The organism is Pseudomonas sp. SA233, from assembly GCF_054792385.1.
Genome location: NZ_CP096449.1, coordinates 1,895,668 through 1,920,344, shown reverse-complemented (window position 1 = coordinate 1,920,344; position 24,677 = coordinate 1,895,668). Strand labels below are relative to the sequence as shown.

Below are 24,677 nucleotides of genomic sequence, written 5' to 3'. Positions count from 1 at the left end.
TGCTGCGAAGCGCCGCGCGGGCGGCGCTCGATCTCACAGGCGCCAGACCTCTCAAGACATGCACCCAGAGGCCCAGCGCAAATCCACAACCAGAATCAACGATCCTTGAACTGCGCCTCGCGCTTGGCAATGAACGCAGCCATCCCCTCTTTCTGGTCTTCGGTAGCAAACGCCGCATGGAACACCCGCCGCTCGAAGCGCACACCTTCGCTGAGGGTGACTTCGAACGCACGGTTGACGCTCTCCTTGACCATCATGCTCACCGGAATCGACTTGCTGGCAATGGTCGCGGCCACCTTCAGCGCCTCTTCCACCAGCTCAGCCTGCGGCACGATACGCGCCACCAACCCGGCACGCTCCGCTTCCTCAGCCCCCATCAGGCGACCGGTCAGGCAAAGTTCCATGGCCTTGGCCTTGCCCACCGCGCGGGTCAGGCGCTGGGTGCCGCCCATGCCCGGCAGCACGCCAAGGTTGATTTCCGGCTGGCCAAACTTGGCATTGTCCGCCGCCAGGATGAAGTCACACATCATCGCCAGCTCGCAGCCACCGCCCAGGGCAAAACCGGACACCGCGGCAATGATCGGCTTGCGCCGGTTGGCAATGCGGTCGGAATCGCTGAACAGGTCGTCAACGTAGATTTGCGGGTATTGCAGCTCGGCCATTTCCTTGATGTCGGCACCAGCGGCAAAGGCCTTGGCGGAACCGGTCAGCACCACGCAGCCGATGTTCGGATCGCGCTCGAGCTGGTCAAGGGCCTGGTTGATCTCGCCGACAATCTGCGCGTTCAGCGCGTTCAGCGCCTGCGGGCGGTTGAGGGTAATCAGGCCGACCTTGCCGTGGATATCCAACAGGATAGTTTCGAATGCCATGCAGTCTGCTCCTTCAAAGATTGCGCGCAATGACCATGCGCTGAATGTCGCTGGTGCCTTCGTAGATCTGGCAAACCCGAACGTCGCGGTAAATCCGCTCCAGCGGGAAGTCGCTCAGATAGCCATAACCGCCCAGGGTCTGCAAGGCATCCGAACAGACCTTTTCGGCCATTTCCGAGGCAAACAGCTTGGCCATCGACGCTTCCACCAGCGCCGGGCGCCCGGCATCGCGCAGCGCGGCAGCGTGCAGCACCATCTGCCGGGCCACGGCAATCTTCGTCGCCATGTCGGCCAGGCGGAAGGCCACCGCCTGGTGCTCGATCAGCGCCTTGCCGAAGCTCTGCCGCTCGTTGGCGTAGTCACGCGCCACTTCGAACGCCGCGCGGGCCATGCCCACCGCCTGCGAGGCGATGCCGATGCGGCCGCCTTCGAGATTGGCCAGGGCGATCTTGTAGCCCTCGCCTTCGGCGCCCAGGCGGTTGGCCACCGGCACGCGCACATTGTCGAAAACGATCTGGCAGGTGTCGGAGGCGTGCTGGCCGAGCTTGTCCTCAACCCGCGCCACCTGGTAGCCCGGCGAATCGGTGGGCACGATGAAGGCACTGATGCCGCGCTTTCCGGCGTCCGGGTCGGTCACGGCAAACACGATCACCACCCCGGCGTTCTGACCGGAGGTGATGAACTGCTTGCTGCCATTGAGCACGTAGTGGTCGCCATCCAGACGTGCCCGGGTCTTCAGGCTGCTGGCGTCGGAGCCTGCCTGCGGTTCGGTCAGGGCGAAGGCGCCGAGCATCGCACCGCTGGCCAACGGGGTGAGGAACTGCTCCTTCTGCTGCTCGCTGCCAAAACGCAGGATCGGCACACAGCCCACCGAGTTGTGCACGCTCATGATGGTCGAGCAGGCGCCGTCACCGGCGGCGATTTCCTCCAGGGCCATGGCATAGGCCACGTAGCCGGTGTCGCTGCCGCCCCACTGTTCCGGCACCAGCATGCCGAACAGGCCCAGCTCGGCCATCTCGTCGATGGCCTCCTTGGGGAAGCGGTGTTCCTTGTCCCATTGCTCGGCAAACGGTTTCAGGCGCTCCTGGGCAAAGGCGCGTACCGCGTCGGCGATCTGTTGTTGCTCGTCAGTTACCAGCATGGTTCACCTCAGTACAGGCATTCGACAGCCATGGCCGTGGCCTCGCCACCGCCAATGCAGATGGCCGCCACGCCACGGCGCAGGTTGTTCTGGCGCAGGGCCGACAGCAGGGTCACCAGGATGCGCGCGCCGGAAGCGCCGATCGGGTGGCCGAGGGCGCAGGCGCCGCCATGGATATTGACCTTGTCATGCGGCAGGTCGAGGTGCTTCATGGCCGCCAGGGTGACCACGGCGAAGGCCTCGTTGATCTCGAACAGGTCGACCTCGGCCAGGTTCCAGCCGGTGCGTTTCATCAGCTTGTCGATGGCACCGATCGGCGCGGTCGGGAAAAGTGCCGGGGTGTCGGCAAAGGCGGCGTGGCCGTGGATCACCGCCAGCGGCTTGAGGCCGCGCTTGTCGGCTTCGGAGCGGCGCATCAGCACCAGCGCCGCAGCACCGTCGGAAATCGAGCTGGAGTTGGCGGCGGTCACCGTGCCGCCTTCGCGGAAGGCCGGCTTGAGCTGCGGGATCTTGTCCAGGCGCGCCTTGGGCGGTTGTTCGTCGTCCTTGATGACGCGCTTCTCCCTACCCTCGGTAACCTCGACCGGCACGATCTCGGCAGCAAAGCGACCACTCTTGATAGCGTCCTGGGCGCGGGTCAGCGAGGCGATGGCGAACTGGTCCTGGGCTTCACGGCTGAAGGCATTGGCCTGGGCGCAGTCTTCGGCAAAGGTGCCCATCAGGCGGCCCTTGTCGTAGGCGTCTTCCAGGCCGTCCATGAACATGTGGTCGATGATTCTGCCGTGGCCCATGCGGTAGCCGCCACGGGCCTTGTCCAGCAGGTACGGTGCGTTGGTCATGCTTTCCATGCCACCGGCCACCACCACATCGGCGGTACCGGCCAGCAGCAGGTCATGGGCCATGATCGCCGCCTGCATGCCCGAACCGCACATCTTGTTCAGGGTGGTGCAGGTGGTGTGCTTGTCCAGCCCGGCACCCAGCGCGGCCTGGCGCGCCGGTGCCTGGCCTTGGCCTGCCGGCAGCACGCAGCCGAACAGCACCTGCTCGACACTGGCAGCATCGATGCCAGCACGCTCCACGGCACCACGGATGGCGGCGCTGCCCAGCTGCGGCGCGGTCAGGCTCTTGAGGTCGCCCTGCAGGCCGCCCATGGGCGTGCGCACGGCGCTGACGATAACGATCGGGTCATTGGCGAGGGTCATGTTCGCTCTCCTTACTTGGCAGCCATGCGCAGTGCGCCGTCGAGGCGGATAACCTCGCCGTTGAGCATGCTGTTCTCGATGATGTGGCGGGCCAGCGCGGCATATTCCTGCGGGCGCCCCAGGCGCGGTGGGAAAGGCACGCCGGCGGCCAGCGAGGCGCGTACTTCCTCGGTCATGCCGGCCATCATCGGCGTTTCGAAGATGCCCGGGGCGATGGTCATCACACGGATGCCGAAGCGCGCCAGTTCGCGGGCGGTCGGCAGGGTCAGGCTGGCGATGGCGCCCTTGGAAGCAGCGTAGGCCGCCTGGCCGATCTGGCCGTCATATGCGGCGATGGAGGCGGTGTTGATGATCACCCCGCGCTCGCCACCCTCATCTGCAGCCCCTTCGGCCATGGCCGCGGCGGCCAGGCGCAGCAGGTTGAAGCTGCCGATGAGGTTGACGTTGATGACCTTGGCAAAGCTGGCCAGGCCATGCGGGCCCTGTTTGCCCAGCACTTTCTCGGCACCGACGATGCCGGCGCAGTTGACCAGCCCGTGCAGGCTGCCAAAGGCGCTGACGGCCGCATCGACCGCCGCCTGGGCGGCCTGCTCGTCGCTGATGTCGGCCACCGCGAAACGGGCGTTTTCGCCGAGTTCGCGGGCCTTGGCTTCGACGGCCTGGGCATTGAGGTCGACCAGCATGACCTTGGCGCCGGCCTCGACCAGCATCTGCGCGGTGGCAGCACCCAGCCCGGAGGCGGCGCCGCTGACGATGAAGTGTTTGTTGGCTATTTGCATGATCGGTTTCCTTTCAGGCGCTGGCAGGGGTGGCCTGTTGCGCTTGTTGTTTGGCGACTTCCTGGTTGCGCAGGATGAAGCGTTGCAGCTTGCCGCTCGGGGTCTTGGGCAGCTCGCTGACGAATTCGATTTCCCTTGGGTAGGCATGGGCGTACAGGCGCTGGCGCACGTGCTGGCGCAAAGCCTCTTCAAGCTCGACGCTGCCCTGGTAACCGCTGGCCAAGACCACGAAGGCCTTGATCAGCTCGGTGCGCTCCGGGTCCGGTTTGCCGATCACCGCCGCTTCGATCACCGCCGGGTGCTCGATCAGTGCACTCTCCACGTCGAACGGGCCGACCCGGTAGCCCGAGGTGGTGATCACATCGTCGCTGCGGCCGACGAAGCTGATGCTGCCGTCCTGGTTCAGCTCGACGGTGTCGCCGCTGAGGTAGTACTTGCCGACGAAGGCTTTGGTCGGCAGGCCGTGGTAGCCCGCGAACCAGCACAGCGGCGACTGCTCGCGGTCGACCGCGAGGATGCCCGGCTGGCCGGCAGGCAGTTCGTTGCCCTGCTCGTCCAGCACCACGATGCGGTGGCCGGGGATGGCGAAGCCGGCCGAGCCGAGGTGTACCGGGTGCTGCAGGCCATGGTGGTTGCACAGCACCATGCCCAGCTCGGTCTGCCCGTAGTGGTCGTGGATGGTCACGCCCAGTTCGTCGGCGAACCAGCGGATCACTTCCGGGTTGAGCGGTTCGCCGGCACTGCTGACCACCCGCAGGCGGCCCTTGATCGGTGCCGAGAAGTCATCCCCGGCGGCAATCAGCAGGCGGTACGCGGTGGGCGAGCCGGCCAGGTTGGTGATGCCCAGCTTGTCGATCACCCGTGCGCAGCTTTCAACACTGAACGGGCCATCGTAGAAGGTGGTGGCATGGCCCAGCGACAGCGGGCCGGTGACCGCGTAATACAGGCCATAGGCCCAGCCCGGGTCGGCCAGGTTCCAGAAGTTGTCCTCGGGGCGCAGGTCGATGGCATCGCGCATGTAGCCCTGGAACGCGACGATGGCACGCAGCGGCACTTCCAGTGGCTTGGCCGGGCCGGTGGTGCCGGAGGTGAACATCAGCAGGAACGGGTCGTTGCCCGAGCGCATGACCGGCTCGCATTTGTCTGCGGCTTTGTCCAGGCACTGCTGGAAGTCCAGCTCGCCATTGCGGGCATTGACGGTAATGATGGTCGGGCAGGCGTGCACATCGTCCAGCTTGGCGCGGTTGTGGCTGTCGGTAACGACCACCCGGGCGTGGGACTGCTCCAGGCGATGTTCGATGGCCTTGGGACCGAACGCGGTGAACAGTGGCTGGTACACCGCGCCGAGACGCCAGGTGGCGAGGATGGTGACCAGCAGCTCGGGGGTACGCGGCATCAGGCCGGCGACCCGGTCACCCGCACCCACGCCTTGCGCTTCGAGCACATTGGCGAAACGGGCCGCCAGTGCCTGCAACTGATCGAAGCTCAACCGCGCACTGTTGCCCTCGCGGTCTTCCCAGACCAGTGCGGTCTTGCCCTGACCGGCATGGCGGTCGCAACATTCGACACAGGCATTGAGGGCTTCGAGGTTGCCATGCAGCGCCGCCGCAGCAGCCTGGCCATGGTCGAACGCACGAGCGGCCTCGGTGTAATCGCGCATCGTCGGACTCCTGGTTTCTTGTTTTTGGAGTTGAACCATCGGTCCGACGATGTTCGCGCCGCGCTGGCGTCGCGGCAATGGCCTAAGTTGTCAAACTGGATGACCGGTTTGGCCGGTGGCCATCAGCCCGGTGCGCGCTCCAGACTGATCACGTAGTGCTCGGTCAGTTGCAGTTGCAACGCCAGCCGATCGGCCTGCAGCTGCGCATCCAGAGCCTGTTCCTGGTTCAGATACTGTGCTTCACCCAGTTCATCGCGCCTTACCGCAAGTGCTGCCCGCTGCTCCGCAGCGAGTTGCTCAAGGTCATTGAAAGGCTGGGCGAAGTGCTGTTGCAAAAAACGCTGCCAGAATGCGCGCGTGCACAGGTTTGCGACTACATCAACGAGAACGTTCGCCCTTTCCACGGCCGCCTCTGCCGCCTGCAGCCGATGCTCGCTCAACCCTACAGCTGCCGCCCTGAGGCGCATTCTGGCGGGCTGGAACGGCAACCTGAGCCTGGTGCGCAAGCGTACCCTGTAGCGCATTGCCAACGTCGCCAGTACCGCAGGCTCGGCGAAGCCTTCAAGGTTTTGCCGCTCGGTCTCGACAAACTCGTCAAGGCGGTCCAGGCGTTGCAAGGCGCGCCCCAATGCCAGCAACCTCGGGCCACGGGATTGGGCGCTATCGCCTGCCGCGTCGCGCTCGGCATGCAGACGCAGCAGTCGGCTGAACAGGTCGATGGCACCGTTGTCATCCATCACAACATCGTCGGCCGCCAGTTGCGCCTGGCGAGCGAACTCGACGTCTGTCTCCAGCATCGACAGGCATTGCCAGCCCATGCGCAGCAGATAAGCCTTGGGCCAGCTGAAGTCCGCCAAGCCTTGCAAAAGCTCCAGCAGATCGAACAGGCGGGCGTTTTCGTCCCGGGTGCTCAGCCGGTCCCAAAGCTCGCCGCGCCCATGGCTGGCCGAGTCGGAACCGACCCACCAGGCTCGGCCGATCTCTTCCTGCGGCTCTTCCAGGAGCGGCTCCAAGGCATACAGCTTGCCGTAATCGGCCATGGTCAGGCGGTTGCCATCAATCAGGATGCGCTGGCGAAACTCCAGCGGCATGGCCAGCACGCCGTCAGGCACCCCCCGCAGGAAATTGTCACGCAGGTCGGCTCGTTGCAGGAAGCCACACAATTCGAGCCCTCTGGGCCACTCGCTGAGCCCGCAGCGGCGCAAATTCAGCTCGATCAGGTGGGGCAAGTGATGGAAGCGCATTTCGTACACCCCCAGCGGGCTGTTATGGCTCAGGTCGAGATGGCTGAGCAGCGGCAAACCGTTCAATGCTTCGATGGCATGGGCATCCAGGCGGATGCGGTTATGCCCCAGGCGCAAACGACGCAGGTTGATCAGGTAGCCAAGCCCGCGCGGGCAGCGCAACAGCTGGTTGTGGCTCAGGTCCAGCTCCTGCAGGTAGGTGAATGCCCGCAGAAACTCCTCGTTCACCACCCCGATGGTCGTCTCGCTCAGTACCAGGGTGGTTACGTGATAGAAATCGATAGGTGCAGGCATGACCGGCAACGAATCGGTTGGCAAGTCATTCAGGACCAGGCGCAACCCCTGGCGCTTGCCGTCACTGTCGACCTCCACATGGTCGCCAAGCGCCTGCCAGGCACGCAGCATTCGTTCGGCGAACAACTGACGCCGCGCCCGCGATGTGTCACCCAGCGCAGCGGACACCCAGCGATTGAGCGCGCGGTTCAACTGCTCGTAATCATCCTGCAGCGCCATGAGCGCATCGGCGACCGGCACATTCTGTAGCAGCCAGCGATCAACTTGCGTTTCCAGCGAATCGCCCAGCCCAGGGAAGAATCGCCTGAGGCCTGCACGCAGTTGTTCCCTGGGCGTGGTGGGCAGTGCCGCGCGCCCGCTGAGCAGGTAGCCGACGCGGCCATCGGCAAGACGCTGCCCGGGGTTGAACCAGCGTTCCGTCGGCGCCCAGCCCAGCATGCGGGCGATTTCCCCGTGGGTACCCAGGTGCGCCATGAGTTTTTCGCGCAGGCGCTCGGCATTGGCGTTCTCGGCCAGGCCCAACCGCCCCAGCAGGTTGCGCGACTTGAGCGCGGCCAGCACGGCCTGGAAAACGTCCGAGGACGCAGGTGGCTGCATCGCGAGTTTTCGGCCTCGCCCGTCGTACAGGGCAAAAACCCCTTGCTCACGCACCAGCACCCGCTGGTCGACCACGTCAGCAACCGAACCGATGCGCTTCAGCTCCACGGCATCGGAAACAGCTTTTCTCAATGCCAGGTTGAACGCATCCATGGCCTCGACATTCAGCAATGCCAACACCAGCATTCCCGTTTCATCGCTATACGCGCTCGGCAGATAAAGCCCTGCCATCGCCCTGCTCACCTTCGCCACCGAACACAACGACCTGGCCTGGATGGCCAACCTGTGCGACAGCTGCCCACTGTTGACGAACTGCTGACGGGCCTCGTGACTTGCCCCATCGGCCAGATCGCGCGCATAGGGTTCAGGCAACCCCAGCGCCATCAGCGGCTTGAGCAAAGGCTCCGCCGATTCTGGCAGGCGTGTCAGCCGAGCGAACAGCAGGTCGCTTGACCTTGGTCGGTCCGCAAGCACTGCGGCACGCCCTTTTTTACTGCCCGGTCGGGCCTCGCACCAGGCCAGCAGCTGCAAGTCCTGATCGGAGACAGTGTCGCGCTCCAGATCGCGAAAGAATGTGTCGATCCGAGCATCGGCATCGAATGCCCTGAGGGTTTCCCGCAAGCTGGCGGGCGTTCGCCGGTTTTCCACCAGCAGGCCGCGCAGCTCGTCCTGATCGATGCCGGCCATGCGCAAGATCTGCTGCGCCTGCTGGCTATCGAAAGGTTGATTGCGCGGCCAAAGGGTGTCGAGCATCTTCGCAGGGTCGCGCCAGCGCTGCGGCTCATCGTGCATCAGGCGCCAGCCACGTTCGCCATTGTGCAGCACGACCGGGCCATACGCCTCTTCGCGACCGGGATGGCGCAGACGCCAGGGACCATCGGGGTCAGGCCGGTGAATCTCGTAGAAGACTCCGTCGGCCTTTATCCAGCGACGCCCTCCATCGGCATAGGCACCGTCCGCGCCCAAGGTGACCGTTCCAGGTGTCGAGGCAAAGACCGCCAAGTCACCGGCCCACAAGCGCCCCGCCCCATTGGCGAGCCTTACCGGCTCCAGCGCCGCGACGAACGCGCTGCGCACGAAGGTGACGCCGGCCACCGTCGCGGCGGTGCCCGCCAGTATCTCGGCAACGCCCAGCATGTGCTCCAGCGCCTCGTGCTGATGGCCTCGCGACCAATCCTGCACGCCCTCGAAAACCTCCGAGAGGGTCTGGGCAACCAGTTGCCCAAGCAGCAAGCCACCCACCACCGGAATGAACAGGCCCGCGAGATTGAGCACATCAAGGCCGGCGGCCTTCCACGCCTCATGCCGTTCGCGCGACGCGGCTTCATCGGCGTCGGCAGTCGGCACCAGCAACAGGCGGCCATCCTGCTTCACCCGGTTTGTCTGCTGCGCAGCCAGCGCCTGGAAAATGTCATGCTGTGGCACGCTGCCATCGAGCTCCAGGTCCGGCTGGTCATCCGCCAGGCGGGCCTGCAGCTTGTGCATGAACCCGGCACGCTGACCCAGGCCGATCAACTGGCTGAACGCCTGGCGATAGGGTTCACGACGCAGCTCGGCCACCAGCGCGCGGTTGATCGAGGCATGGCTGTCGAAGTGTCGCAGCGCCTGTACGGGGTCGCTGGGCAGGTAGAGCACGCCGCCCTGCGTTTGCCCATGCGTGTCGCGAAGTTGAATCCACACACCATCCGCCACTGGGCAACCGAGGGCTTCGAACAGGCCCGGATGGCCCGTGAGGCTGGCGGATCGCCGATCTTCGGGTTTATCCACCAGGGCATGCAATGCCTCCCTGACCGGTTCGGTGATCTCGCCTTTCAGAGCGGCAACCTGCACGGCCAGGCGCAGCCCGGAGCGCTGGTCTTCACACAGGACGCGCTGAGCCGTGGCATCGAATGTCCGGTCCAACTCCTGCTGATACAAGCGCCCGGCATCGAGTTTGCGGCAAGCCTCGACCAGTTCATCGGTGCCTCGGGAAAGTACCCGTTCCCGCCCTGGCGCGACCAACCCGGTTCCCAGGTAGAAATCGTTGCTGGCGGCAAAGTTGCGCATCAGGCGGAGCAAGCCGTTTTCACGCCGTTGCCCGTACGTAGGAAATTGCGGCTCAGCGCCGAGCGTGGACGAGAAACGATGCGAAACCTCCAGCCACTCCAACTGCCAGAACGCTACGTCGCCCGGCAGCGGCTCGCGCAACAAACTGGCGAATTGCCGTTCGGCGAACTGCTGTGGTGACGGCAGCGCCAGGGTGATCCCGCGCAACCGGGCCTGAGTGGCATGATGGGCTTCCAGATTTTCGCGCAAAGTGCGGATCTGGCTCTGCGTGGCCTGCTTGAGCCAGGCAGGCAACCGGTCACCGATGAAACCGTCGTGCAAGTGGCTGGAAGATGCAGAGGCGGGCTGTGGTGCTTGTGGTTGGCGGGTCATGGCAGGTCCCTGGATGGCTGTCGAAAGCCATGCATGGTGTGCAACCTGTCGGCACTTGCGCAGAGGGAACCCCTGCGGTAGAAGCAGGGCGGCACAAGGCGTGCCGCCCGTGAAGCGTCGTCACTTTGCCTCTGGCACCATCAACGCTTCGCGCGTAAGGCGCTGAGCAAGGCTGCCCAGGGCCTGCTCGCGCTCATCGCGCAGGGCGTTGCTCAGGTTCCAGTACTCGTCACTGGTCAAGGCCTCCCTTTGCTCGTCCAGTGTTTCCAGCCGCAGGGTGAACTGCGTTTCCAGGTTTTCGAAGTCGTCCGGATGCTCTGCCCGCAGTACCGGCAACCAGAAATCACGCTCGCTGATGAACACGATCCGTTGCTCGCCCGCCTCCACCTCCAGCACTTCCTTGAAGGCCTCCTCCAGTTGCAGCGACGACACGTTGGCCAGCCTGCCAAACTGCATGTGGCGAGGTTGGCCCAACAGGTCCAGGCGCTGGGCCAAGCCGCTGAGGTAGGCAAGATTGACCTCCACCTCCTCTTCATCATGGTTCCCGCGGCTCCAGCGTCCATCCTGGTAACGGGCGTCAATTTCGCGCCGGGCGATTTTCTCTACCCAGTGCACGCGAAACAGCCGCTTGGCCAACTGCAGGCGTGCCGAGCGGGTCGAAATCGGGTCGCCGCCGCGGGTGGCCTGCTCGACATACATGCGCACCTCGAGGCGGCTGAACACGGTTGAAACGCTGTCCACGCAGGTGGTGGGCTCCGCTGCCAGGTCAAACAGCGCCATGCGCGTGGCGGTATCGGCATGGGCGGCATCCAGCATTGCCCATACCCTGAACCCGAGGTCGGCCGGCGCCTTGCTGAATTCGGCCGTGGTCGTCAGTTGCCTGAGCAGCTCGAAGAAAGCCAGGCTGCCGGGCTCGGCATTCAGCGCATCCCATTTCCCTTGCTGCTCCTGCCGCGCCGCTGAGTCCAGAGTCTGCAGCCATTCTTCCCGGGCCGAGGCGTGCCGTTGCGGGCGGGGCGAAACCAGCAGGCGTTCGACGCCATACAGGCGCTCGATATCCTGCACTGGCAGGGCATTTCCCTCCAGGTGCATGGCACGGCGCAGCTGCAGCGGGGCCCGGAACAAGGCTGTCGGCAACTCGGCTATCCGGTTGTTGCGAAGATCGGCGAACACCAACAGACCACACCATTCCATGCCCGTGGGCAGCGCCGTCATCTGCGCGCGGTTCAAGCGCAGAATCCGCAGGCTGGGCAACTGGTCGAACCGTAGCCTGATGTCGCCGAGCGGATTGTCACTCAGGTCCAGCGAACGCAAGAGTGTCAGACTGGTCAGCACATTGGCCTGCGGCTCCGAGATACGAATACGGTTGCGCGGCATCAGCAACTGGCGCAAGGCGGTCAACCGCTCCAGCCCGGCAGGCAACGCCAGCAAGGCATTGTCGCTCAGGTCCAGGCACAGCAGATGGGGGAAGCAGGCGAGAAAACCCGACGGGAGGGCATCCAGCCGGAGCGATGACAGGGTCAATTCCGACACGTGCGAGAAATCCGTCCCGACCGGCAACACGGGCAGGCTGCCCACCGGTACGGCAACGATGTTCAGGCTGAGCATCGCATCGTTGCTGATAGCCCCGGCAGAGCGGTCGCTCCGCATCTGCCAGGCACGCCGCAACGAATCTGCGACTCGTCGGCGTGCGCGGCTGGCGGTGCCCGCACCCTCTTCAACCCAGGCCAGCAAGCTGTCATCCAGGCGGCGGTATTCCTGCTCCACACGCAGCAGATTCTCGAACAGGCCCCCACGCATTTCCCCCAGGCTCTGAACATAGCGTTCGACGCCGACATCCCCGATACCGGGGTACAAGGCGCGCACCCGCTGACGCACTACGCGCTCCGGCGAGCCGATGCACGACTGGCAGCCACCCAGTGGATAGCCCGCTCGACCATCGGCCAAACGCTGCATAGGCGATGCCATGGGCCTTGCCTCCCGCCAGCCGAGCAGGCGCAGCACGGCCTGCCGGTCACCGGGTAGCCAGGCCTGCATCTGCTCGCGAATTCTGGCAGGCGCATCGGCGCCATCCCAACCCTGTCGAAGCCGGTATTCCAGGGGCATGCAAGCGGCTAACACCTCGAACAGCCCCTCGGGGGCGGCGACCTCGCGCTCATCCGGCAAGCCTCTGTCGTTGTAGAGCTGGAAGCGCCCCTCCCGCCTGACCAGCACCACGGCCTGCTCCTGGTCGGTCTCAGCGAACAGCCGTTCCATCGCCGCCCCGGCATATGGGTCACGGCGCAACACCAGGTTGAACCCGGCAGCGCCGGGGCCATGCCGACGCAGCAGGGCAAAGGCCAGCGCCACCACTTCCGGCCGGTAGCTGCCTTGCAGGTACAACGCTTCGCGCATGCGGGTCAGGCGCGCCAACTGCAGGGCCACCCGCGCCTGCTCAGCCAACGCCAGCGGCAGGCGAGACTCAGCCTGCATGCGCAAGCGCACAGCCTCGGTGGCCTGTTCGAGCACATCGAGGGCATAGGCCTCTGGCAGCGTCGGGAAGTCGCGCTGGATCAATCCCAGCAGCGGGTCGTCGGCCAGGTAAAGCCTGGAGAAATGCTCGAGCATCGCCTCACGCAACTCGACTGCCGCGTCACGGATCGACAGCGCCTGTTCTTCGACAGTTTCATCCTGCAGCTGCAGCCTTTCGATGCACCATTGCCACAAGTCGGAATCGGTATCGGCCTCCCCCGCTTCCAGCTGGCTGAAAAAGGCTTGCGCGCGCGCGTCCACGGCAAAGCGCTGCAAGGTATCGCGCAGCTGCACTGGCATCGCTCGACGCTCCACCAGCAGGCCACTCAGGTAGCCCTCGTCGACATCCGCGACTTTCAGCACCTGCTCCACCCGCACAGCGTCCATCGCGGCCGCAGCCGGCCAAAGCCGCCCGAGCAATAGCGCGGCGCCCTGCCATTCCAGTGGCCGCTCATAAGCCAGCCGCCAGCCACGCGCAGAGCAGCGTTCCAGCACCGGCCCGAACGCTGCCTCACCTTCGGCATGCAGCAAGCGCCAAGCGCCATTGACGGTTTGCCTTACCCGATACAAGGCTCCATTCAACCGCCACCAATGGCGCTCACCCTCGGCGAGCAAGCCGTTGTCGAGCTCCGTCAGCTGTAGAGGTGGCGTAGTTTCCTGGTAAGGCGCCAGCTCATTGCGCCAAAGCCTTTGCCGGCCATCTTCGGTGATAACCGGCTCCAGTGTTTCGACGAATGCACTGCGGGCCAGGTGGACACCGACAACCACCGCACCGGTAGTTGCCACGCTGAAGGCCACCTGAAGCATATGCTCCAAGGCCTCATGCTGATGGCCCAACTGCCAGTCACGCACGCCCTCGAAAGTTTCGGTCAACAGTTGCCTGGCAAGGTCCGCCAGCAGCAAAGCCCCGATGACCGGCACGAACAGGCCTGCCAGGTTCAGCAATACCAGGCCGGCGCCTTTGAGCTCGTCAAGGCGCTGCTCCGAAGCCGCGTCATCGGCCTGGGCGGTGGGCACCGCAAGGAAACGAGCATCGGCCTTGATTCGCTGCATGTGCCAGGCGGCCATCGACGCAAAACCGTCCCCCGCTTCCAACAACCTGCGGGGTTCCAGGTCAGGTTGTGCATCCTGCAAGCGGGTGGCCAGGGCCTGCTCACAAGTGGCGCGATCACCCAAGGCAATGCGCCGCACGAATGCCTGACGAAAGTCCTGGTTGCCCATCGCCGTGGCCAGGACGCGGTTCGCCTCATCCCAGTTGGTAAACGCGCGCAGGGGTTGCGCCTGATCGTCAGGGGTGTACAGGATCACTCTTTTCAAGCGCCCTGGTACCCCGAAGGGAAACGTGGACTGATGGCCGGGCTGCTCGATCAATTCAACGGCCAGCGCGCCATCCACCCGGCAGCCGAGGACCTGCAGCGCACCGATCTCAAGCTGCAGCGGCCCCTTGATCACGGCTGGTTCATCCTTGCACGCGATACGCAGCGTCAACAGGTCTTCCGGATCCAGCTGCTGCTTGATGGCCGCGATCTCGACCGCCACGGCCAGTTCCAGGCGCCGGTCGGTGGTCAGGGCTTTTTCAAAGTCAGGGGTCAATACCTGCGCCAGGTGCCGCTGATAGGCGCTGCCGACATCCACCTGGCGGCACAGGCTGACAATCCGGTCGATGTCTTCGCTCACCACCTGCTCGGCCTGGTGGGCTTCCGGGAGGATCAAGGCGGTGCCGAGGAAGAAGGACTCGTTGGCCTTGAAGTTCTGCAACAGCTTTTGCAAGGCCGGCATGCGCACGAAGTACGGTTGGTAATCCGGGATCAATCCTGCTTTCACATCCAGCCGTGCGCGTGTTTCGCGCCACACCAGCTTTTCCAGGTCAACCTGCAGTTTCAGCTGGCGGTCCTGGCGCAAGGCACGCTCGAACAGTTGCTTGGCAAAACGGTCCAGGGGCTGCATGCGGTTGGCGAACCCCGCCATCTGCCGCTGGCTCGCCAGATAGGCATTGAAACGCAGTTGCAGCCTGGCAAGCTGCTTTGGCTTGGCCGCCTTCAACCAGGCGGGCAAGCTTTGCGCGATGAAATCTTCGGCGGGGTGAAGCAACTTGGGGTGCAAGGCAGGTTGAGACATCGTCGATTTCCTGGTCAGTGATCGACTTGTCACGATGCTCGCCAGCGGTGGCGACCGGCATTGGGAAGGCGTGGTCCCTTAGCCACCACTACCGCGCTTGAGGACCAGCGCTCGATAATGCCCGGGGTTGCAGCCGAACCACTTGCGAAACGCCTTGTAGAACGAACTGCTGTCGGCAAAACCCAGGCGTTCGGCGATTTCGCTCATGGCTGCGTCTTCCTGGCTCAGCCAGGCAATCGCCAGCTCACGCCGCACACTGTCCTTCAACCCCTGGTAATTCTGCCCCTCTTCGGCCAGCCGCCGGCGCAGGGTAGAGGGCGACAGGCACAACTGCCGTGCCAGGCTGTCGCCATCGGGCCACTGCCCCGGGTCCAGGCGCAGCAAGTCGGTGCGAATGCGCCGCCCCAGGCTGGCCGGGTCACGGTACTTGACCAGGATATTGCCCGGTGCCTCGGCCAGAAAGCGCTGCAGTTCTTCTTCGCTGCGCCGCAGCGGCAGCTCAAGGCATTCGGCAGCGATGATCATGCGCGTGCGCGGGCGCTCGAACTGCAGGTTTTCCGAAAACATCACCCGGTAGTCATCGCAGAACGGCGGTTCGGCACAGCGCAGATCGATGGCCAGGATCGGGATACGTCGCCCGGCCAGCCAGCAGGTCACACCGTGCACGATCATCCAGAAGGTGAAATAGGTGAAAGCGCGGCGCGGGGTATCACGCGGTTCGTTGATGACGATTTCGGCCAGGCCCTGCTGGCGCACCAGGCTTGGCTGCAGGTCTTCAAGCATCAGTGACAGGAACGCCAGCGCGGTTTCCAGGCCAGCGCCCAGGGTCGGCTGGCCCATGCTGGCACGGCACATGAACGCCAGGCTGCCGCTGCGCAGACCGCGCGGGTCCATGGCGAAGAACTCATCGTTGCAGCGCCGCGCCAGCAGGCGCCAGAGCCGGGCATAGGACTCGGCGCTGACTCGCGCCGCAGGCAGGTGCAGCTGTTCGACGGCGATACCCGCCCGGGCCAGCAAGCCGATATCGGGCTCGCCAGCGGGGCAGGTCTGCAACAGCGCCTCGCGTACCAGCTGCATGGAAATGGTGTCTTTCTCGCTCATCAACGGTCCTGTCGGCTCAATGCCGGCCATCTTAGGCCGCCCGATTGAAAACAGCCATCACAGCCCCGCCGCCAGACCGAGGAACGCCTGGATCAGGCGCAGCTCACGGCGGCGCTCCAGGCAGCCGATCAGGTGCTGGTTGACCAGGCCGTCACCGGCCAGCGGCCGTGCCACTACCCGCGGGTCATTGGCCACTTCGGTGGACGACACCACGCCAATGCCCAGCTCCGAGGCCACCGCTTCGGTCACCGCCTCGCGGCTATCCAGCTCCAGCAGCACCCGAGGTTGCACAGCGGCCTTGTTGCAGGCCTTGTCGAAGGTGCGCCGGGTGGTGGAGCTGGGTTCGCGCAACACCATGATTTGCTGGTGCAGTTCAGCCAGCGGCAAATCACCCTCGCCGCTGGCCCAGGCATGCCCCGCCGGCAGCAAGGCGCACAACCGCGACTCGCACAGGATCTGCAGATGCAGGCCTTTGCGCGGCTCGATCTCGGTCAGCACGGCCACGTCGGCATGCTCGCTGAGCAGTGCCGCCAAGGTTTCCTGGGCATTGCCCAAGCGCAGGTTGACGGTAATGCCCGGGTAGCGCTCGCGCAGCAGCGCCAGCATCGGCATGACCCGGTGCGGGCCATCGGCCGCCACCTCCAGGCGCCCGGTCAGCAATTGGCGGTTGGCCTCGAGCATGGCCTGCGCCTCTTCGGCCAGGCTGAACATGGCGCGGGTAATGGCTGCCAGGCGGGTGCCCTCTTCGGTCAACTCAACCCGCCGCGCGGTACGCCGCAGCAAGGTGATCTGGTAGTGCTCCTCCAGCGCCTTCACGTGCCCGGTCACTGCCGGCTGGCTGATGAACAGGCGTGCGGCGGCACGGGTGAAGCTGCCCTCACGGGCGACGGCATCGAAGGCACGCAACTGGAACAGGTTCATACTTATCGGCCTGACTTATAGCTCGGATAACAACAAACAATTTGATTGATGACAGCGCCAATTGCAACCTAGGCCCCGTAGTTTCAGCCCACCGCTTGTGAGGAATAACGGAATGAGCAACGCCCCGATTCTGCTGACCCCCGGTCCCCTGACCACATCAATCCGCACCCGCCAAGCCATGCTGGTGGACTGGGGCTCCTGGGACCGCGACTTCAACCAACTGACTGCCAGTGTCTGCGAGCAACTGCTGGCCATCATCGACGGCAGCGCCAGCCACCACTGCGTGCCCCTGCAAGGCAGCGGCACCTTCGCCGTGGAAGCGGCCATCGGCACCCTGGTGCCGCGTGACGGCAAGGTCCTGGTGCTGATCAATGGCGCCTATGGCCAGCGCCTGGCGAAGATCTGCAAAGTGCTGGGCCGTGCCTACAGCACCTTCGAAACCGCCGAAGACCAGCCGACCACCACCGCCGACGTCGACCGCCTGCTGGCCGCCGACCCAACCATCACCCACGTCGCGCTTATCCACTGCGAAACCAGCACCGGTATCCTCAACCCGCTGCCCGAGATCGCCCAGGTGGTCAAAGGCCACGGCAAGCGCCTGATCATCGACGCCATGAGCTCGTTCGGCGCACTGCCGATCGATGCCCGCGCCATCCCCTTCGAGGCGCTGATCGCCGCCTCCGGCAAATGCCTGGAAGGCGTACCTGGCATGGGCTTCGTGTTCGCCGAGAAAACCGCCCTGGCCGCCGCCGAAGGCAACGCCCACTCGCTGGCCATGGACCTGCACGACCAGCACACCTACATGGCCAAGACCGGCCAATGGCGCTTCACCCCGCCGACCCACGTGGTCGCTGCCCTGCACGAAGCGCTGCAGCAATACAACGAGGAAGGAGGCCTGCCGGCACGCCACCGGCGCTATGCCGACAACTGCAAAACCTTGCTCGACGGCATGGCCGCCATCGGCCTGCGCAGCTTCCTGCCCGCCGAGATCCAGGCGCCGATCATCGTCACCTTCCACGCACCGAACGATCCCCGCTACCAGTTCAAGGACTTCTACGAGCGGGTCAAGGCCAAGGGCTTCATCCTCTACCCGGGCAAGCTGACCCAGGTGGAAACCTTCCGTGTCGGCTGCATCGGCGTGGTCGGAGCGGACGGCATGCAGGCCGCCGTGAATGCCGTGGCCGAGGTGCTGCGGGAAATGGAAGTGCTGGACATCTGACCCTTTGCCCACCCAATTTCAGGAACAAGCGCACATGAACTACAGCAACCCTACCCAGCTGCAAGCCGCCATCCTCGACTGGGCCGGCACCGTGGTCGACTTCGGCTCCTTCGCCCCGACCCAGATCTTTGTCGAAGCCTTTGCCGAATTCGATGTGCAGGTGTCCATCGAAGAAGCCCGTGGCCCGATGGGCATGGGCAAGTGGGACCACATCCGCACCCTGTGCGATGTGCCGGAAATTGCCGAGCGCTACCGCAAGGTGTTCGGCCGTACCCCGACCGACGATGATGTCACCGCCATCTACAACCGCTTCATGCCGCTGCAGATCGAGAAGATCGCCGTGCACTCGGCGCTTATCCCCGGCGCCCTGGACACTCTCACCGGGCTGCGCCAGGACGGCCTGAAGATCGGCTCTTGCTCGGGCTACCCGAAGGTGGTGATGGACAAGGTGGTGGAGCTGGCCGCGCAGAACGGCTACGTGGCCGACCATGTGGTGGCCACCGACGAAACCCCGAACGGCCGCCCATGGCCGGCCCAGGCCCTGGCCAACGTGATCGCGCTGGGTATCGACGATGTAGCGGCGTGCGTGAAGGTCGACGATACCGTGCCGGGCATTCTCGAAGGCCGCCGTGCCGGCATGTGGACCGTGGCCCTGGTGTGCTCGGGCAATGCCCTGGGGCTGACCTGGGAAGGCTACCGCGCGCTGAGCGCCGAGAAGCTGGAAAGCGAGCGCCAGCGCATCCACGCCCTGTTCGCCGGCTCCCGTCCGCACTACCTGATCGACACCATCAACGAACTGCCCGAAGTGATCGCCGACATCAACCGGCGCCTGGCCAAGGGTGAGATGCCGCAAACATCCTGACCCGGCCATGGGGGCCGCGTTGCGGCCCATCGCAGGCAAGCCAGCTTGTGTCTTCAAGGTCTCTTAAACTCGAAAGGGTGAGAGCAGTGGATGGCAGACTGAAAGCCAGGTGTGCTCTAAAGCACGAGTGGGAGCCTAGTCGCCATCCACCTCTCACTCTGACCTAAGCCCGAACAGTTGAATGAGTGGCGAACTCGCAGTCACAAGCTAGGGCTAAGTCAGAGTGCTCTCACTTCTTGAGTGTAAGAGGGCTTGGCGATGATTTCCTACTTCGTTGGTCTCGACGTTTCGAAAGCGACTCTGGATGTGGGCTTTCTTCCTGAAAGTATTCCCCAGTTCCAGGTCAGGAATGACCCTGAGGGCTTTGCGCAACTGATCGCATGCCTGAACGAGCTTGAGGTCGAACGGGTCTTGCTGGAAGCCACCGGTGGCTATGAACGGGCCGTACTCAAAGCCTTGCGACTGGAGGGTTTGAACGTCGTCAGGGTCAACCCCAGGCGCTGTCGGGACTATGCGAGTGCCGTGGGCAAAATTGCCAAGACTGACAAGATCGACGCCCAGATGCTGGCGCGGTTTGCCAGGGACTTCGAGGACTTGCCGCAGATAGAGCCTAATCAAGATCGAGATGAACTGGGAGAGCTCATCAAACTCCGTGGCAATCTTGTCCAGCATCGGGATGATGACAAGCGTCGGATGAAACAAACCACTTCAGCTACGGCCATTACCGTTTATACCGAGCATGTCGCTTACCTGAATGATCAGATTAAGGCCTTGGACAAGGCGATTGAGCGTGCCTCGAACGTGCTGGATCGCACGACAGCCATGCGGCTAAGGTCTGTGAAAGGGATTGGCGTCATCAGTTGTGGCACCTTCATGGCCTACTTACCTGAGCTGGGAAGCGTGACGGGGCGCGAAATTGCAGCCTTGGCTGGGTTAGCGCCGTACAACAAAGACAGCGGCAAGAAGAGTGGCCCGAGGAAGATCGAAGGCGGGCGTTACAGAGTCCGCAAGGCGGCCTACATGTCGATCTGGTCAATGATCCAGCATGTCCCAGAAGTTAGAACCCGCTATGAAGCCCTGATAGCCCGAGGCAAGCGCGCAAAAGTTGCCGCAGTGGCGTGCATGCGCGTGTTGCTGGTGCGCCTGAACGCAATGCTGCGTGACGGAACGGAGTGGAAAGAGCTCAAGCCTCAGGTACCCGCACCCTGATCACGAACGAGGATCGATTTTCTACAAATGCGGGCTTCGCCAGCGACACCGCTACGCGGTATCGAGCGAAGCCCTGCCCGAATGGCACGCTTGAAAATAAATTTCTAAAGACAGTTGCTCCCACAGGTCCAGCGACAATCTTGAGAACAACGCCGTACCTGTGGAAGCTGGCTTGCCCAAGGCCCGTCCCTACTCCGGCAACTGCACCCGGGGTTTGGTTGCCGCGAAGATCGCCCAGCTCGACACGAACAGCGCCGCGATCAACGGCCCGATCACGAAACCGTTGAGCCCGAACACCGCCAGCCCGCCCAGCGTCGACACCAGAATCAGGTAGTCCGGCATGCGCGTGTCCTTGCCCACCAGGATCGGCCGCAACAAGTTGTCCACCAGGCCGATCACCAGCACACCGAACGCGGTCAGTATCACCCCCGACAAAATCGCACCGGTCAGCAGGAAATACGCCGCCACCGGTGCCCACACGATCCCCGCCCCCACCGCCGGCAACAGCGACAGAAACGCCATCAGCACCGCCCATACCAGCGCACTCGGGATATCCAGCACCCAGAAAATGAAACCGCCCAGCGCCCCCTGGGTAATGGCCACCAGCACGTTGCCTTTTACCGTCGCCCGCACCACACGGTTGAACTTCAGTTGCAAACGGCGCTTCTGGTGTTCGGGCAGCGGCACTGCCAGACGCACCTGGCGGGCGACCTCCGCACCTTCGCGCAGGAAGAAGAACAACAGGTACATCATGATGCCGAAGCTGATCACGAACTCGAACGTGCCCTGCCCAAAGTTGAACGCCTGGCTGGCCAGCACCTGGCTGCCCTGGGTAGCCCACTTGCTGATCTTGTCGCGTAGCCCGTCGAGGTTGCCCATGCCCATGCTGTCCAGGCCCTGCTGGGCAAACGCCGGAAGCATCTCCTTGCCGCGTTCGACATAACCGGCAATATCCAGCTCCCCGTGCTCGATGCGCTGGTACAGGGCGGCTCCCTCCTGCACCAGCAGCGCGCTGGTGATGATCACCGGCAGGATCGCCACCAGCAGGCACACCAACAAGGTGGCCGCCGCAGCCAGGTTGCGCCTTCGGCCGAAACGCAGCAGCAGGTGGCGCTGCAGCGGGGCGAACAGGATGCCGAGTATCACCGCCCAGAAGATAGCACCGTAGTACGGCAGCAGGATCCAGATGAAGGCAATGGTCACCAGCGCCAGCAGTACTGCCAGGGCTTTGTTCTGCAGGGCGGTCTGGTTCATCGCGGGTCCTCGCATGGCTTATGCGTTATTAGTGCACCGCGCCTTGGCAAAAGTGCCGCCATTTCCTTGATGCAAATCAATACGCGCCGTATCTGCCAGCCCTAGCATCCGCGCCTTTTGCTCCGGTGCGCACATGACCCCTATCGCCAAGCCCGAACTGCTGGCCCCCGCCGGCACCCTCAAGACCATGCGCTACGCCTTCGCCTATGGCGCCGACGCGGTCTACGCCGGCCAGCCACGCTACAGCTTGCGGGTGCGCAACAACGAGTTCGACCATGCCAACCTGGCCCTGGGCATCCAGGAGGCGCATGCCTTGGGCAAGCGCTTCTACGTGGTGGTCAACATTGCCCCGCACAATGCCAAGCTGAAGACCTTCCTCAAGGACCTGGCGCCGGTGATCGAGATGGCACCGGACGCGCTGATCATGTCCGACCCAGGCCTGATCATGCTGGTACGCCAGCATTTTCCGCAGATGCCGGTGCACCTGTCGGTGCAGGCCAACACGGTCAACTGGGCCAGCGTGCAATTCTGGCAGCAACTGGGCCTGAGCCGGGTAATCCTGTCGCGCGAACTGTCGCTCGAAGAGATCGAGGAAATCCGCCAGCAGGTGCCGGGCATGGAGCTGGAGGTGTTTGTCCACGGTGCCCTGTGCATGGCCTACTCCGGCCGTTGCCTGCTGTCGGGCTACCTCAACAAGCGCGATGCCAACCAGGGCAGCTGCACCAACGCCTGCCGCTGGAAGTACGACGCCACACCGGCCACCGAGAACGCCACCGGCGACATCGTGCGCGAAGTGCAGCCGACCCTGGGCCTGGGTGCACCGACCGAGCAGGTATTCCTGCTGCAGGAAAGCAACCGGCCCGGCACCGAAATGCCGGCGTTCGAAGACGAGCACGGCACCTACATCATGAATGCCAAGGACCTGCGCGCCATACAGCACGTCGGGCGCCTGGCCGCCATGGGCGTGCACTCGCTGAAGATCGAAGGCCGTACCAAATCGCACTTCTACTGCGCCCGCGCCGTGCAGTCGTACCGCCAGGCGATCGACGATGCGGTGGCCGGGCGACCATTCGACCGCTCGCTGATGGACAACCTCGAATCCCTGGCCCAACGCGGTTACACCGAAGGCTTCTTGCGCCGCCATGTGCACGACGAATACCAGAACTACCAGCGCGGTAACTCGGTGTCCGAGCGCCAGCAGTTCGTCGGCGAGCTGACCGGGGCACGCGTCGACGGCCTGGCCGAGGTCAAGGTGAAGAATCGCTTCGCCGTGGGCGACCACCTGGAACTGATGACCCCGCGCGGCAACTACCACTTCGATCTCGAGCACATGAGCAACGGCCAGCAGCAACCGCTTCAGGTCGCTCCAGGCGATGGCCACACCATCTACCTTCCTGTCCCCGAGCAGGTGCCGTTGGCATATGGCCTGTTGATGCGTGACCTGCCAGCTTGAGCGAGGTGGCTAGAGGTCAATCCTGGTAACGGCACCAAGCCGTCGGTCGCCCAACTCTTTACGAATCTGCTGACGGAAACCGGCAAAACGTTCCACGTCAAAACGATAAACAGTGCCGGTGTTCCACACGACGATGTCACGCTGGGTCTCGCTCCAGAATCCGAAGTCGCGCATCTCCACGGTGCCATTGAAGCGAAACGAGTAGACCGCCAGATGGATCTGGCCCTCCTCATCTTTATGGCAGGGTGTGATCAGAAACGATGAGGCGACGTCGTTCTGCCAACCAGACTGCAGGAACTTGCTGGCGTGTGCACTGATTCGCAGTTCCTGCATGGATGCGCGCGCCAGTTGGGCCAACAGCGTCGGTGTGCTGCCTGTGCCGATGGGCTCGAGCCTGATATCGAAATCGTCATGGCCCCTGATGACCTGGGGCGGTAACTCCAGGGCGGCCGTCCTTACGCAACCATGTTTCTCCAGGCGATTGCGGAAGCGGTCGAGCCAGCTTTTCCATAGCTCGTCCCGGTCGAGAAAACGGCTTGCGAACTCATCGGCATGGTCCAGCAACGTTTGCACGTCCAGGCGTTCCTCTTCGGACAGGTTTGGTCCGATGCCGATCAGATTGGTCTTGGAGTACAACAGGCAGTCCAGTGATAGGGTCATGATCACGCAGGCTCTCAGATAGGTGTGCAGCACGTTAGCCAGCGTGATGACAGGCCGGCATCCGGAACCAGTACCTGGCAGGCAGACTGGCTGCCTGGCAACGCTGGTGAAGGCAACAGGCCGCGCTGCGCCTGAAGGCCGCTTGCGCTATGCTGCTGGCCAACCGCTGGATACCGGACCGCCCCTGGGGCCGCAACGCCACCGGGCGCGAGCAAGGCACAGGCCTGGTCGCCGGTATCCGCCCACGTTTTTGAAGGAGTGCGTCATGAAGCTGCGTAAACACCTGCTGCCCCTGGGCCTGCTGGCCATCACCGGCCTGGCCCAGGCTGCCGAGACCATCGACGTCTACCGTGACCCCAACTGTGGCTGCTGCAAGGCCTGGATCAGCCACCTGCGCGACAACGGCTTCACCGTCAACGACCATGTCGAGCCGAACATGAGCGAGGTGAAGCAACGCCTGGGCGTGGCGCCACGCCTGGCGTCGTGCCATACCGGGGTGATCGACGGCAAGTTCGTCGAAGGCCATGTTCCGGCCGAGCAGGTGCGCCTGCTGGCCAAGCGCAACGACCTCAAGGGCCTGGCCGTGCCGGGCATGCCCATGGGCTCGCCCGGTATGGAAATGGGTGACCACAAGGATGCCTACCAGGTCATCGGCGTGACCCAGGACGGCAAGGACACCGTGGTCGCCAACTACTGATGCTCAGCCTGTGGGCGCTGTTCCTCAGCGCCTTCGGCGCCGCCACCCTGCTACCGCTGCAATCGGAGGCCGTGCTGGTCGGCCTTTTGCTGCGCCAGCCCGAGGCCTGGGCCACCCTGCTGCTGGTGGCGACCCTGGGCAATGTGCTGGGCTCGGTGGTCAACTGGGTGCTGGGGCGGGCCATCGAGCACCTGCGTGACAAGCGCTGGTTCCCGTTCAACCCTGCTCAACTGGAGCGCGCGCAACAGCGCTACCAGCGCTGGGGGCAATGGTCGCTGCTGCTCAGCTGGATGCCGGTGATCGGCGACCCGCTTACACTGATCGCCGGCATCATGCGTGAGCCGTTCTGGCGCTTCCTGCTGCTGGTGACCCTGGCCAAGGCCGGCCGCTATGGGGTGCTGGCGATGATTACCCTGGGCTGGTTTCACGCCTGGTAACACCTTTCACGTTCCGCGTGGTCCACTGACT

The 24,677-nt window shown here is 64.1% G+C and carries 17 protein-coding genes; 6 read left to right on the top strand and 11 right to left on the bottom strand.

Features of this window, described 5'->3' with window-relative positions; genetic code table 11:
- Positions 1–95: 95 nt before the first annotated feature.
- From M1D87_RS08850 to M1D87_RS08810, 9 genes are all read right to left on the bottom strand, one after another.
- Positions 96–869, bottom strand: coding sequence for an enoyl-CoA hydratase (locus M1D87_RS08850; protein ID WP_023662690.1), 774 nt, complete (start codon positions 867–869; stop codon positions 96–98).
- A 13-nt stretch (positions 870–882) separates the two neighbouring features.
- Complete coding sequence (locus M1D87_RS08845; protein WP_085593208.1) at positions 883–2,010, bottom strand: acyl-CoA dehydrogenase; 1,128 nt, start codon at positions 2,008–2,010, stop codon at positions 883–885.
- A gap of 8 nt (positions 2,011–2,018) precedes the next feature.
- Positions 2,019–3,212 (bottom strand): acetyl-CoA C-acyltransferase, encoded by a 1,194-nt coding sequence (locus M1D87_RS08840; protein WP_232881728.1) that lies wholly within the window; start codon positions 3,210–3,212, stop codon positions 2,019–2,021.
- An 11-nt stretch (positions 3,213–3,223) separates the two neighbouring features.
- Positions 3,224–3,991 (bottom strand): SDR family NAD(P)-dependent oxidoreductase, encoded by a 768-nt coding sequence (locus M1D87_RS08835; protein ID WP_013971831.1) that lies wholly within the window; start codon positions 3,989–3,991, stop codon positions 3,224–3,226.
- Positions 3,992–4,004: 13 nt separating this feature from the next.
- Entirely contained in the window at positions 4,005–5,651 is a 1,647-nt protein-coding gene (locus M1D87_RS08830) for an acyl-CoA synthetase (RefSeq protein WP_232881730.1), read from the bottom strand.
- 122 nt (positions 5,652–5,773) lie between these two features.
- Positions 5,774–10,204 carry a dermonecrotic toxin domain-containing protein gene (locus M1D87_RS08825; RefSeq protein ID WP_232881732.1) on the bottom strand — a complete coding sequence of 1,477 codons (4,431 nt, stop codon included), beginning with the start codon at positions 10,202–10,204 and terminating at the stop codon, positions 5,774–5,776.
- 120 nt (positions 10,205–10,324) lie between these two features.
- Positions 10,325–14,833, bottom strand: a complete 4,509-nt coding sequence (locus M1D87_RS08820; RefSeq protein WP_421091717.1) for an NEL-type E3 ubiquitin ligase domain-containing protein — start codon at positions 14,831–14,833, stop codon at positions 10,325–10,327.
- Between the two features lie 78 nt (positions 14,834–14,911).
- Positions 14,912–15,934 (bottom strand): AraC family transcriptional regulator, encoded by a 1,023-nt coding sequence (locus M1D87_RS08815; protein WP_039614170.1) that lies wholly within the window; start codon positions 15,932–15,934, stop codon positions 14,912–14,914.
- Positions 15,935–15,991: 57 nt separating this feature from the next.
- On the bottom strand, positions 15,992–16,855 hold the full coding sequence (locus tag M1D87_RS08810) for a LysR substrate-binding domain-containing protein (protein ID WP_123084019.1): 864 nt from the start codon (positions 16,853–16,855) through the stop codon (positions 15,992–15,994).
- A gap of 112 nt (positions 16,856–16,967) precedes the next feature.
- Between M1D87_RS08810 and M1D87_RS08805 the strand changes: the two genes are divergently transcribed.
- The 3 genes from M1D87_RS08805 to M1D87_RS08795 all read left to right on the top strand — a co-directional run bounded on the left by M1D87_RS08805 (position 16,968) and on the right by M1D87_RS08795 (position 20,145).
- Positions 16,968–18,074 (top strand): 2-aminoethylphosphonate--pyruvate transaminase, encoded by a 1,107-nt coding sequence (locus M1D87_RS08805; RefSeq protein WP_123084020.1) that lies wholly within the window; start codon positions 16,968–16,970, stop codon positions 18,072–18,074.
- Between the two features lie 34 nt (positions 18,075–18,108).
- The gene (gene phnX, locus M1D87_RS08800) at positions 18,109–18,936 is read left to right on the top strand and encodes a phosphonoacetaldehyde hydrolase (RefSeq protein WP_015269646.1); all 828 of its coding nucleotides are present in this window, start codon (positions 18,109–18,111) and stop codon (positions 18,934–18,936) included.
- A 258-nt stretch (positions 18,937–19,194) separates the two neighbouring features.
- Complete coding sequence (locus M1D87_RS08795) at positions 19,195–20,145, top strand: IS110 family transposase (RefSeq protein ID WP_421091716.1); 951 nt, start codon at positions 19,195–19,197, stop codon at positions 20,143–20,145.
- 189 nt (positions 20,146–20,334) lie between these two features.
- Here M1D87_RS08795 and M1D87_RS08790 read toward each other — a convergent pair whose 3' ends face one another.
- Positions 20,335–21,399 (bottom strand): AI-2E family transporter, encoded by a 1,065-nt coding sequence (locus M1D87_RS08790; protein WP_123084544.1) that lies wholly within the window; start codon positions 21,397–21,399, stop codon positions 20,335–20,337.
- Positions 21,400–21,532: 133 nt separating this feature from the next.
- Between M1D87_RS08790 and trhP the strand changes: the two genes are divergently transcribed.
- Positions 21,533–22,852 (top strand): prephenate-dependent tRNA uridine(34) hydroxylase TrhP, encoded by a 1,320-nt coding sequence (trhP, locus tag M1D87_RS08785; RefSeq protein WP_061551512.1) that lies wholly within the window; start codon positions 21,533–21,535, stop codon positions 22,850–22,852.
- 9 nt (positions 22,853–22,861) lie between these two features.
- Here trhP and M1D87_RS08780 read toward each other — a convergent pair whose 3' ends face one another.
- Positions 22,862–23,512, bottom strand: a complete 651-nt coding sequence (locus M1D87_RS08780; RefSeq protein WP_123084569.1) for a hypothetical protein — start codon at positions 23,510–23,512, stop codon at positions 22,862–22,864.
- Between the two features lie 265 nt (positions 23,513–23,777).
- Here M1D87_RS08780 and M1D87_RS08775 point away from each other — a divergent pair, with 265 nt between their 5' ends.
- Both M1D87_RS08775 and M1D87_RS08770 read left to right on the top strand, forming a co-directional pair.
- Complete coding sequence (locus tag M1D87_RS08775; protein WP_039614165.1) at positions 23,778–24,209, top strand: DUF411 domain-containing protein; 432 nt, start codon at positions 23,778–23,780, stop codon at positions 24,207–24,209.
- Positions 24,209–24,646 (top strand): YqaA family protein, encoded by a 438-nt coding sequence (locus M1D87_RS08770; RefSeq protein ID WP_039614164.1) that lies wholly within the window; start codon positions 24,209–24,211, stop codon positions 24,644–24,646. Before M1D87_RS08775 ends, M1D87_RS08770 begins: the two co-directional genes overlap by 1 nt.
- Positions 24,647–24,677 lie beyond the last annotated feature (31 nt).